This is a genomic window from Flavobacterium sp. KKT103 (assembly GCF_055640565.1).
This window is the reverse complement of sequence record NZ_CM145766.1, coordinates 784,005-796,313: the sequence shown is the minus strand read 5'-3', so window position 1 is coordinate 796,313 and position 12,309 is coordinate 784,005. Positions and strand designations below refer to the sequence as shown.

Annotated in this window: 13 protein-coding genes; all 13 read left to right on the top strand. The window is 35.0% G+C overall.

Going from position 1 to position 12,309, the window contains the following annotated elements:
* Window positions 1-141 precede the first annotated feature (141 nt).
* Window positions 142-849 (top strand): hypothetical protein, encoded by a 708-nt coding sequence (locus ACZ2G0_RS03410; RefSeq protein ID WP_470309008.1) that lies wholly within the window; start codon window positions 142-144, stop codon window positions 847-849.
* 48 nt (window positions 850-897) lie between these two features.
* Complete coding sequence (locus ACZ2G0_RS03405) at window positions 898-2,367, top strand: DUF5687 family protein (RefSeq protein WP_470309007.1); 1,470 nt, start codon at window positions 898-900, stop codon at window positions 2,365-2,367.
* 50 nt (window positions 2,368-2,417) lie between these two features.
* Window positions 2,418-3,113 (top strand): ABC transporter ATP-binding protein, encoded by a 696-nt coding sequence (locus ACZ2G0_RS03400; RefSeq protein ID WP_470309006.1) that lies wholly within the window; start codon window positions 2,418-2,420, stop codon window positions 3,111-3,113.
* Window positions 3,114-3,340: 227 nt separating this feature from the next.
* A complete protein-coding gene (gene porW / locus ACZ2G0_RS03395; protein ID WP_470309005.1) occupies window positions 3,341-5,971 on the top strand; it encodes a type IX secretion system periplasmic lipoprotein PorW/SprE in 2,631 nt (876 codons plus the stop codon).
* Window positions 5,972-5,975: 4 nt separating this feature from the next.
* On the top strand, window positions 5,976-6,383 hold the full coding sequence (locus tag ACZ2G0_RS03390) for a bactofilin family protein (RefSeq protein WP_470309813.1): 408 nt from the start codon (window positions 5,976-5,978) through the stop codon (window positions 6,381-6,383).
* Window positions 6,352-6,579, top strand: a complete 228-nt coding sequence (locus ACZ2G0_RS03385; RefSeq protein ID WP_470309004.1) for an AtpZ/AtpI family protein — start codon at window positions 6,352-6,354, stop codon at window positions 6,577-6,579. The genes ACZ2G0_RS03390 and ACZ2G0_RS03385 overlap by 32 nt, the downstream gene beginning before the upstream one ends.
* A gap of 35 nt (window positions 6,580-6,614) precedes the next feature.
* Complete coding sequence (locus ACZ2G0_RS03380; RefSeq protein WP_470309003.1) at window positions 6,615-7,007, top strand: hypothetical protein; 393 nt, start codon at window positions 6,615-6,617, stop codon at window positions 7,005-7,007.
* Window positions 7,008-7,126: 119 nt separating this feature from the next.
* Complete coding sequence (gene atpB, locus ACZ2G0_RS03375; RefSeq protein ID WP_470309812.1) at window positions 7,127-8,284, top strand: F0F1 ATP synthase subunit A; 1,158 nt, start codon at window positions 7,127-7,129, stop codon at window positions 8,282-8,284.
* A 100-nt stretch (window positions 8,285-8,384) separates the two neighbouring features.
* Window positions 8,385-8,576, top strand: a complete 192-nt coding sequence (gene atpE / locus ACZ2G0_RS03370; RefSeq protein WP_470309002.1) for an ATP synthase F0 subunit C — start codon at window positions 8,385-8,387, stop codon at window positions 8,574-8,576.
* Window positions 8,577-8,694: 118 nt separating this feature from the next.
* Complete coding sequence (locus ACZ2G0_RS03365) at window positions 8,695-9,195, top strand: F0F1 ATP synthase subunit B (RefSeq protein WP_300288027.1); 501 nt, start codon at window positions 8,695-8,697, stop codon at window positions 9,193-9,195.
* Between the two features lie 6 nt (window positions 9,196-9,201).
* Entirely contained in the window at window positions 9,202-9,735 is a 534-nt protein-coding gene (gene atpH, locus ACZ2G0_RS03360; RefSeq protein ID WP_470309001.1) for an ATP synthase F1 subunit delta, read from the top strand.
* A 36-nt stretch (window positions 9,736-9,771) separates the two neighbouring features.
* Window positions 9,772-11,349 (top strand): F0F1 ATP synthase subunit alpha, encoded by a 1,578-nt coding sequence (gene atpA / locus ACZ2G0_RS03355; protein WP_187009041.1) that lies wholly within the window; start codon window positions 9,772-9,774, stop codon window positions 11,347-11,349.
* Window positions 11,350-11,422: 73 nt separating this feature from the next.
* Complete coding sequence (gene atpG / locus ACZ2G0_RS03350) at window positions 11,423-12,283, top strand: ATP synthase F1 subunit gamma (protein WP_470309000.1); 861 nt, start codon at window positions 11,423-11,425, stop codon at window positions 12,281-12,283.
* Window positions 12,284-12,309 lie beyond the last annotated feature (26 nt).

Genomic DNA, 12,309 nt, shown 5'->3' with positions numbered 1-12,309 from the left:
ATAAATAAAGGAATAGCGTAATTATAAGTTGACTAAATTGAAGTAACTAAAAGGAGCAACAAGCAGGTATGCTTTGTTCCTCAGCATGACAAAATAGAGAAAAATATAAATAAAAATAACCACTTTTCATAATATTCAAACATGAAACTAACCACTGAACAAATAGACCAATTATTCCTTTTTACCCGTCAGCATTATGTCGAATGGTACGACTTGCAATCAGAGCTTGTGGATCATTTAGCGAACGCGATAGAAACAGATTGGGAACAAAACCCAACCCTTTCCTTTGAAGATGCTCTGCAAAAAGAATTCAAGAAATTTGGTGTCTTTGGTTTTATGGATGTGGTCGAAAAACGACAAGCTGCTTTGAGTAAAAAGTACAATCATATCGTTTGGCAGCATTTCAAAGACTTTTTTAGTATTCCTAAAATTATTTTGACCGTAGCATTGACATTGGCTTTGTTTACTATTTTACAATGGAGTGCTGCTAGGGAATATATTTTCTTTGGGGTTTATATTGTATTGATAGTAGGCATGTTTTACGAAATCTTTAAAGGGTATCAAACAAGGAAAAACAAAAAACAAAGCGGAGAAAAGCGCTGGCTATTTGAGGAAATAATTAGTCATTATGGGAATTTTGCTGGAATTATAATTTTGCCTTTTAATATGATGACACGAATTTTTAATGATCACGAGAGATTACTAGGGAATTCATATTGGACAATGGGTTTAAGTTTCTTTTTAGTATCACTCAGTTTATTCTTTTATATCATTTTCAAGATCATTCCGTCTAAGGCCGAGAGTTATTTATTAGCCACTTATCCTGAATATAAACTAGAAAAGCTGTAACGTTTTCTTACTTTAGTATACTTACCCTACAACCAAAACAATCAAACCATGATTAAAAAATTTCTCTACCTCGAGTGGAAAGCTTTTTTTAGGTCGGCTTCCTTCGCAACCAACTTGGCATTAAAAATCCTTATGGGTTTTGTAGCCGCTTATTTTATTGTAATATTCCTAGCATTGGGAATAGGTGTGTTTTTTATTTTAAAGAAAGCAAACCTGGATCCTGTAGCAACGGTCAATAAATTCATGATCTATTACTTAATTATCGATTTAATTTTCAGGTTGCTTCTTCAAAAAATCCCTGTGATGAACATTCGACCGTTATTGATTTTTCCAATCAAGAAATCGACAATTGTCCATTTCTCCTTAGGAAAAACAGCCTTGTCATTTTTCAATATCATTCATGCTTTTTTCCTGATTCCGTTTAGTGTTGTGCTTATTGTTCAAGGGTATGATCCAATTGCAGTGGTATTGTGGTTTATCTCGATTCTATCATTAGTGTACCTGAATAATTTCATCAATATTATATTAAGCAATAAGGATAACTTGTTTGCTATTTTTGGCGCAGTAGCGGTTTCGCTTGCCGCCTTGCATTACTATGGTTATTTTAATGTAACGGATTATACAGCACCATTTTTCGATGCGCTTTTCAATACCTATTGGGCAGCAGCTATTCCAGTAGCGGCATTAGGAACAATGTATTTTCTAACGTTTCAGTTTTTCAAAAAGAATTTATACCTCGATGCAGGACTTTCTCAAAAACAGGATGTGGCTAAAACCGAGGATCTTGTATGGTTAAACCAGTTTGGAACCATTGGGACTTTCTTAAAAAACGATATCAAATTAATCAAGAGAAACAAGCGTTCTAAAACTACAGTTGGACTAAGTGTAATGTTTCTGTTTTACGGTTTTTTATTCTTTACCAACAGTATCGAGGCGTACAATAATCCAATCATGCATATTTTTGCTGGAATCTTCGTTTCAGGAGGTTTCTTAATCACTTTTGGGCAATTCGTTCCTAGTTGGGATAGTGCTTATTATCAATTAATGATGACACAAAACATTCCCTACAAAGGCTATTTAAGTTCTAAATGGTATTTAATGGTCATTGCAACTATTGTAACCACATTAGTAGCATCGTTCTACCTTTATTTTGGATGGCAAACCTATTTAACAATTGTCGTTGGCGGAATTTATAACATTGGTGTCAACTCCCAACTCGTTCTTTTAGGCGGTGCGTACACTAAAACCCCAATCGATTTAAGTTCAGGTAAAGGTGCCTTTGGAGACAAAAAAGCATTTAACTTCAAAACCATGATCATCTCTATTCCGCAATTGGGCTTACCCGTATTTTTATATTGGATAGGGTCTACTTATGGCGGAGCGAACATCGGTTTAGCACTAGTTGCGGCAGTAGGTGTGTTAGGTCTAGCCTTAAAAGGCAAGGCGTTTTCACAAATAGAAAAAATCTACAAATCAGAGAAATACGCGACCATAGCGGCTTACAAACAAAAAAGCTAAGAAGCATCCAGTCACACTAAAAAATCAATCCAACGATAAAACTTATAAAGATGATTAAAGTAAACAATCTTTCAAAAAAATACAACGGTACCACCGTATTAAAAATCGATTCATTAGAAATTAAAAAAGGCGAAAGCTTTGGTTTAGTAGGAAACAACGGAGCGGGAAAAACAACCTTCTTCAGTTTGCTTTTGGATTTAATCCAGCCTACAACCGGTACTATCGCCAACAATAGTGTACAAGTAAATACCAGCGAGGCCTGGAAACCATTCACGGCTTCTTTCCTAGACGAGAGTTTCCTTATTGGTTACCTAACTCCTGAGGAATATTTTTATTTCATAGGCGATTTACGCGGTCAAAACAAAGCCGATGTGGATGCATTATTAGCCAAACACGAAGAATTTTTTAATGGCGAAATTCTAAAAAACAAAAAATATTTACGTGATTTATCTAAGGGAAACCAAAAGAAAGTAGGGATCATCGCCACTCTTATTGGTAATCCTGAGGTGATTATTCTCGATGAGCCTTTTGCTAATTTAGACCCAACTACGCAGTTCCGCCTTAAAAAAATCATCAAGGAACTAGCGGCTGATCCTAACGTGACTATTTTAGTTTCGAGCCATGATTTATTGCACACCGTTGAGGTAAGCGACCGTATTGTTGCTATGCACAAAGGCGAAGTGGTTAAGGACATCCAAACTTCACCAGAAACACTACAAGAACTAGAGCAATTTTTTGCAGTTTAATTTTATTTTTTAGGGCATGACCGCGCCAAAAAAGCGCGGTCGGGCTTTCATTCCCAATCTTTTTTATTTTGAAAAAAAATAAAAAAGGATTTCCATTACATCCCTCATGCGAGTAGCCGCATTCAAATAACTTCATATAATTTTCACTTTCTCAAAAAGAAACGTATTTTTACCCGTTAGTATACTAAAAAGCTTTTTTAAAAGTTTAATGTTAAAAACGTTTATCATTGAAAACCAATAGATTTAAATTCTCAATTCCATGTGTAGGACTGCTTCTTTTGGTGGCTTGTTCTACCAAGAACAATACTTTTTTGTCGAGAAACTCACACGCCTTAAGCACCAAATATAATATTCTATATAATGGTCAAATTGGCCTTGACAAAGGCATTAAGTCTATAGAATCAGCTGATAAAGACGATTTTTGGCACCGGCTTCCTGTCGAGAGTATGGTAATCAATGAGGAAGTAGCAGGAGCCCAAAAAACTAAAAACCCTGATTTTGAATTGGCAGAGACCAAAGCAACCAAAGCCATTCAAAAACATTCCATGAATATTGACGGTCGCGAGAAAAATTATCAAATTGATGAATCGTACCTTTTATTAGGTAAAGCACGATATTACGACCAGCGTTTTATTCCCGCTCTTGATGCCTTCAATTACATTTTATACAAGTACCCCAATAGTAGTACTATTTATGAGGCCAAAATTTGGCGAGAAAAAACAAATATGCGCCTTGGTAATGACGGCTTAGTGATAACCAATATTTCAAGATTATTAAAACAAAGAGCTTTGAGCAATCAAGTCAATGCAGATGCGCATGCGCTATTGTCTGAAGCTTTTTTAAACTTGGAGGAAAAGGATAGCGCCGTAGCTAAATTAAAAGTAGCCGCCGAGTTCACAAAGCACAACAAGGAGCGAGCGCGTTATAAATTCATACTTGGACAACTGTACGAAGAGTTAGGAAAAAAAGATAGTGCGCGTTACAGCTATGAGCAAGTCATAAAAATGAATAGAAAATCCGATAGGAAATACGTAATTCAATCACAGTTTCGAAAAGCACAATTATTTGATTATCAAAAAGACGATACCTTAGCTTTTGTAAAAAAATTCAAAAAATTGCTAGCGGACCGCGAAAACCGACCTTTCCTTGATCTTTTAAATTACCAAATGGGTGTTTTTTATGACACCCAAAACAAGCAAAAACAGGCCTTAGCCTACTACAATACCTCTCTGAACAAGGCAACTACTGACGATTACTTGGTAGCATCGAACTATAGAAATATAGGAAACATGTATTTTAAAAACGCAAAGTATCCTGTTGCGGCCCAATACTATGACAGCACCTTGGTTAAAATGAATCCCAAGACTAGGGAATTCATACACATTCAAAAAGTACGAAAGGATTTAGATGATGTTATTATCTATGAAGCCTTAGCTAATCGTAACGATAGTATTCTCAATGTGGTAGGTATGTCTACTTCAGGCCGCGTTGCTTATTTCGAAAACTATATCGAAAAACTCAAAGCCGCTGATGCGATTAAAAAAGCCGCTGAGGAAAAGCTAATGGAAAAGCAAGCTAACATTGATCGCAACAATCAAGCTGCAAATACTAATATTGCTGTTGCGCCTCAAAGTCCAGGAGGATCTTCTAAAAAACCACCACTAGCACCACCTTCAATGGCAGGGGTAAATGCAGGAGATAATTTATTTTATTTTTACAATCCAACTACAGTAGCTTTTGGTAAAGTAGAATTCAAGAAAAATTGGGGAAACCGCAGTCCAGTGGGCAATTGGAGATTATCAGCTACGGCCAATACTAATTTTGATGGTAATGACGGTGCTGAAACTGATACTGCCACCAAGGGAGATACTAATAGCAGCATTGATCCATCAAGTATCGCGGAGTATACCGCCGATTTTTATATAAAGCAATTACCAACAATTACTACTGCTATTGATAGTATAAACAAGGAACGCAACACGGCTTATTACCAATTGGGTTTAATTTATAAGGAAAAATTTAAAGAGTATGCATTGGCTACTACGAAGCTAGAAAAACTTTTGGAAAACAAACCAGAGGAGAAATTAGTGTTGCCAACCTTATATAACTTGTATAAAATTTACCAAATTACGGATGCTGCTAAGGCGATAGCCATTAAGGAAAGGATCAATAGCCAATATCCTAATTCGCGCTATGCAGTGATCATAAACAATAATAATTTAGATGACAAAGCATTGGCTGATAGTCCTGATAACTTGTACAATAAACTGTATAAATTGTATAGTGATGAAAAGTTTACCACTGTTCTAGAGCAGATTGATCCATTAATCAATCAACTGTCTGGAGAGGAGATTGTGGCTAAATTTGAGTTGCTAAAAGCCAATACGCTTGGAAAACTAAAAGGATTAGCTGCCTATAAAAATGCACTCCAATTTGTTGCCGATAGTTATTCGAATACGGAGGAAGGGAAGCAAGCATTAGCGATTTTAACAGATCAAATTCCGACACTTGAAAAAATGGAATTCAGCACAGCCGAAAGTCAAAATTATAAAATTTTGTACCAGTTGAACTCTCGTGACAGTGGGGCAGCTAAAGCGATTGAAGAAAAATTGAAGAAATTTTTAGCAGCCGAAAACTTTCAAAGGTTGACTATTTCATATGATAATTACGCTAACAATGAGGTGTTTATCATTTTACAAGGAATCAAGTCAAAACAATACGCTACTGATATTGCAATTACACTGCAAGAAAACAAGGATTTTAAAATAGCGGAGCCTGCAATTATAATTTCAAATGAGGATTATAAAGTGGTGCAAATCAAGAAAAATTTAAGCGATTATTTAGCATTAAAAAAATAAGATGATGTTTAATAAACAGAAAAAACCATACACGGATTTATTGGGTAAAACCAACCGAATTGTGGAAGGAACAGTGATAAAAGGCGATATCATTTCTCAAGCTGATTTTAGATTAGATGGTGAGTTGATTGGCAATTTTCAATCTGAGGGTAAATTAGTTATTGGTCCATCCGGCAGTGTGGTTGGAGATGTGATTTGTAACAATGCAGATATCGAAGGAAAGTTTAGTGGAACTATTCAGGTGGTAGAAGTATTAAACGTAAAAGCAAAGGCAAGTATTCACGGAGAAGTTACCGTTGGTAAACTGGCTGTGGAGCCGGGTGCTGATTTTAGTGCAACTTGTATCATGAAACCGATTATCAAAAAACTCATGCTAACTGATGGAAAACAAGCCCAACAAAAAACAAGCTAGTAAGTGGTTGGCGCTAATTAATATTCCCATTCAAATGGGAGTTATTATTTTTCTTTTTGCCTATCTCGGAACTTGGCTCGACGAAAATCACCCTAGTCCTAAAGTATATTATAGTAAGATTTTAGTAATGGTGGGAGTTGCTCTCGCTTTATATAATGTGTACAGGCAAGTTAACGAAATTAATAAAATAAAGTAATTACGTTTTTAGGACGTTCATTATTTAAAATTCCCATGCTGAAACAAAGTTCTAGGTCACTACTTTATTTAACAGGTTTAGCGACCTTTTTTTATGTAGTACACAAAATAGTTTTTCATTTTTTAGTCATTGACGACCAAGATTTTTATTATGCGCTAGAAACACTCTATGCAGTTTTCTATGTATTGTCTTTAATTGTATTCATAATCTTATTAAAGGTAAAAGAGAAAAGTTTTGATAATGTAGGAATGTCTTTTTTGTTAAGTACAAGTGTAAAAATGATTTTCTGTTTTTTACTTTTGAAACCAATATTAAAATACGCATCGCCCGAAAATACATTGGAGAAAATGAATTTTTTTGTGATTTTTATGCTATTTTTAGCAATTGAGACGATTTTAACAATCCGTTTATTAAATGAAAAGCAATAAAAGGCCATTCGTACTCAAAACAAATGAAAATAATTTTTCATATGCTTTTGCGTATAAATAAAAAATGTACCTTTGCACCAAATTTTAGAAACGTTAAAAAATTAAGATATTTAATAGATATGGTAATTTCAAAAAAACCGCTTAGATTTATAATTGCAACTTTTGTTGCTTGTCTTCCATTGATGAGTTTTGCTAATCAAGAAGTTGACTCTACGCAAGTGCAGGTAGAAGCAAGTCATGAGCAAGTTGCTGAAGGACATCATGAGGGAGCTCATGCGGAACCAACAGACGTAAAATCTAAAATAAAAGCGTTTATCAACCACCACGTTTTAGATTCTCACGATTTTTCATTCACACAAGATGATGTGACTGGAGAAGCTTGGAGCGTTGCCTTACCAGTTATTTTATGGGATGAAGGTTTACATACTTTCTCTTCGGCTAAATTTCACCACGGTAAAGAGGTAGCAGAATCTGACGGAAAATTTTATGCAATCAATCATCATGATGGTAAAATTTATAGAACCGATGCTGCGGGAACAATTACTGAAAACGAAGAAACAGGTTTTCCTTCTAACATAAGACCAATAGATTTTTCTATTACTAAAACAGTAGTTTCTATTTTAATCGCTGCTTTCTTAATGGTTTTATTATTTAGTTCTTTAGCTAGATCATATGCTAAAAACGGAGGAATTGCTAAAGGACCAGGACGTATCTTCGAACCATTAGTAGTTTACATTCGTGACGAAATTGCTATTCCTAATATTGGAGAGAAAAACTACAAACGATACATGAGTTATTTGTTAACGATATTCTTCTTTGTATTGTTCTTAAACATCTTCGGATTAACACCGCTAGGAATTAATGCAACAGGTAACTTAACTATTACTTTTGCTTTAGCTTTAATTACATTTTTAATTACAAACCTTACTGCTAATAGACATTATTGGGGACACATTTTCTGGATGCCAGGTGTACCAAAACCAATGCGTATTATCTTAGCACCAATTGAATTGTTAGGGGTTTTTATTAAACCATTCTCTTTGATGATTCGTTTGTATGCTAATATTTTTGCAGGACACATTGTATTAATGAGTATCATTGGTTTAATGTTCATCTTCAAAAGTTGGATCGGAAGTAGTTTATCATTCGGTTTGTCATTCATGCTTTCTATGTTAGAAATCTTAGTAGCGTTTTTACAAGCTTATATTTTTACAATGTTATCAGCACTTTATTTTGGTTCGGCTGTTCAAGAACACCACCACGACGAGGCGCACTAAGTCAAATTTTCTAAAACGAAAAGCAATAAAGTCACATACGATTTTTGACCTTTAACTTTTAGACACTTAAATTGAATGTTTAATTTTTAATATATATATCATGGAAGGTTTAAATTTCGTAGGAGCAGGATTAATCGTTATTGGAGCAGGTTTCGGTATTGGAAAAATTGGTAGTTCAGCAATGGACGCAATTGCTCGTCAGCCAGAAGCTTCAGGAAAGATCCAAACAGCTATGCTTATCGCAGCTGCACTTATTGAAGGTATTGGTTTTGCAGCGTTATTCGCAGCTTAATTAAAAACACAAAGACAATAGTTGCAACGGTTGGTTGTAACTATTGTTTTTAAAATTAAAACATTACTATTGTAGCAATACAATCAAAATTAGAGTATAAAATTTATAATCATATATAATGGAAAAGTTAATAAATCAGTTTGAGTTTGGTTTGTTTTTTTGGCAGATTTTAATATTTGTTGGATTAATTTTATTATTGAAAAAATTTGCTTGGAAACCAATTCTTGACGCGGTAAACGAAAGAGAAGACGGAATCAAAAATGCATTGCTTTCTGCTGAAAATGCAAAGAAAGAAATGTTAGACCTTCAAGCTGACAACCAACGTATTTTGCAAGAAGCAAGATTAGAGCGTGACACTATGCTTAAAGAAGCGCGTGAAATGAAAGAGAAAATGGTTGCTGATGCTAAAAACGAAGCACAAGTTCAAGGAGCTAAAATGATCGAGCAAGCGAAAGCAGCTATCGAGAGTGAAAAAAATGGAGCTGTTGCTGAATTAAAAGCGCAAGTGGCTACTTTATCTTTGAGTATTGCAGAGAAATTATTGAAAGAAGAATTATCTAACAAAGAGTCTCAAACTAAATTAGTAGAGAAATTGTTAGGGGATGTAAAGTTAAACTAAGCAATTATGGCAGGTACAAGAGCGGCAATTCGTTATGCAAAAGCAATTCTAGACTTAGCAAACTCAAAAGGAGTTGCTGAAGCTGTTGATACAGACATGAAATCAATTGCTTTGACAATTAGTTCAAATGAGGAATTAAATACTTTTATCCAAAACCCAACGACTAGAGTTGAAGTTAAGGAAAAAGCACTTCTTGAAGTTTTTGCTAGCGTTAATGGAGTTACTAAAGGTTTGTTTCATTTATTATTTGAAAACAAGCGTTTTGAAATCCTAGAAGCAGTGGCATCAGAGTATGTAAAATTATTTGATGAAAGCAATGGTATTGAAGTAGCTAAAGTAACTACAGCGTTTCCAATGGATGCAGCTTTAGAAGCACAAGTTTTAGCTTCGATAGCAAAGTTGTCAGATAAGAAAATCACAATTGAAAAGCATATAGATCCTTCAATCATTGGAGGTTTTATCTTAAGAATAGGTGACAAGCAATACAATGCTTCTGTTGCTAACAGATTACAAGTATTAAAAAAAGAGTTAAGTAATTAGTTTTATCACACATTAGTGTCTAAATTATAAATTAAGATGGCAGAAATTAAACCAGCTGAAATTTCAGCAATATTAAGAAAGCAAGTAGAAGGTTTTGAATCTGGTGCTACGCTAGAGGAAGTAGGAACAGTACTTCAAGTTGGAGATGGTATTGCTCGTATCTACGGGTTATCTAATGTACAATACGGAGAGTTAGTAGAATTCGAAAATGGTCTTGAGGCTATTGTTTTGAATCTTGAAGAAGACAATGTTGGTGTGGTACTTTTAGGACCATCAACAGGAATCAAAGAAGGATCTACTGCAAAAAGAACACAACGTATCGCTTCTCTTAAAGCAGGAGAACAAATGGTTGGACGTGTAGTAAACACACTTGGTTTTCCTATCGACGGAAAAGGACCAATTGGAGGTGACTTATACGAAATGCCATTAGAAAGAAAAGCTCCTGGAGTTATCTTCCGTCAGCCCGTTACTGAGCCATTACAAACAGGAGTAAAAGCAGTTGATGCTATGATCCCAGTTGGTAGAGGACAACGTGAGCTAGTTATTGGTGACCGTCAAACAGGTAAATCAACTGTTTGTATCGATACTATCTTAAATCAAAAAGAATTTTACGATGCAGGGAAACCTGTTTACTGTATATATGTTGCAATTGGACAAAAAGCGTCTACTGTAGCAGGAATCGCTAAAATGTTAGAAGAAAAAGGAGCAATGGCTTACACCATTATTGTTGCTGCTAATGCTTCTGATCCGGCTCCAATGCAAGTGTATGCTCCTTTCGCAGGTGCTGCAATTGGTGAGTACTTTAGAGATTCAGGTCGTCCAGCTTTAATTGTTTATGATGATTTATCTAAGCAAGCTGTTGCTTACCGTGAGGTTTCTCTTTTATTAAGAAGACCACCGGGACGTGAGGCATATCCTGGAGACGTTTTCTACTTACACTCTCGTTTATTAGAGCGTGCTTGTAAAGTGATTGCTGATGATGGAATTGCAAGAAATATGAATGATTTACCAGATTCTCTTAAAGGAATCGTTAAAGGTGGTGGTTCATTAACAGCTTTACCAATTATCGAAACACAAGCAGGTGACGTTTCGGCATACATCCCAACAAACGTAATTTCGATTACAGATGGTCAAATTTTCCTTGATGGAGATTTGTTTAACTCAGGAGTTCGTCCAGCAATTAACGTAGGTATCTCGGTATCTCGTGTTGGAGGAAATGCACAAATTAAATCAATGAAAAAAGTATCTGGAACTTTAAAGTTAGATCAAGCACAATTCCGTGAATTGGAAGCGTTTGCAAAATTTGGTTCTGATCTTGATGCGGTTACTTTGAACGTAATTGAAAAAGGAAAAAGAAACGTTGAGATCTTGAAACAAGGTTTAAATGATCCTTATACTGTTGAAGATCAAGTAGCAATTATCTATGCAGGTTCTAAAAACTTGTTGAAAAATGTTCCTGTGAACAAAGTAAAAGAATTTGAGAAAGATTTCTTAGAATTCTTAAATGCTAAACACAGACCAACATTGGATGCTTTAAAAGCAGGTAAGTTAACAGATGAAATTACTGATGTAATCCAAACTGTAGCAAAAGAAGTTTCAGCGAAATATAACTAATAGAAGTGATAAGTGATTAGTAACTAGTGAAGAGCTAGTTACTAATCACTATTTACTAATTACTAAAAATACAATGGCAAATTTAAAGGAAATCCGTAATAGAATTACTTCCGTTTCATCTACGATGCAAATTACATCGGCAATGAAAATGGTTTCTGCTGCAAAGCTGAAAAAAGCACAAGATGCAATTACAGCAATGCGCCCTTATGCCGAAAAGTTAACTGAATTATTACAAAATCTTTCTGCTACACTTGAAGGTGATGCAGGTGGAGAATTTACGACACAACGTGAAGTAAAAAAAGTATTAGTTGTTGCCATCACTTCTAACAGAGGTTTGTGTGGTGCTTTTAATAGTAATGTAATTAAGGAAGCTAAAAATCGTGTTTCTTTTTATGCTGGTAAACAAGTGGATATTTTCGCTATTGGTAAAAAAGGAAATGATATTTTAACAAAGACAAGTAAAGTTATCGAAAATCAAAGTGGTGTTTTTGACAACCTTACTTTCGATAATGTTGCTGCAATTGCGGACACATTGACTGCTAAATTTGTTAGTGGTGAGTACGACAAAATCGAATTGATCTACAATCAATTTAAAAATGCTGCTACTCAAATTGTTCAAACCGAACAGTTTTTACCATTAGCACCAATCAAGTCTGATGTTCCAGTTACTGCAGGAGACTACATCTTTGAGCCATCAAAAGAAGAGATTGTATTGACTTTGATTCCTAAATCATTGAAAACGCAATTGTACAAAGGAATTCGTGATTCATTTGCTTCTGAGCATGGAGCACGTATGACGGCAATGCACAAAGCAACAGATAACGCAACAGAATTGAGAAATCAATTGAAGTTAACATACAACAAAGCACGTCAAGCTGCTATTACGAACGAAATCCTAGAGATCGTTGGTGGAGCAGAAGCTTTGAAAGGATAAGAAAAATTCTTTACAATATATTTAGA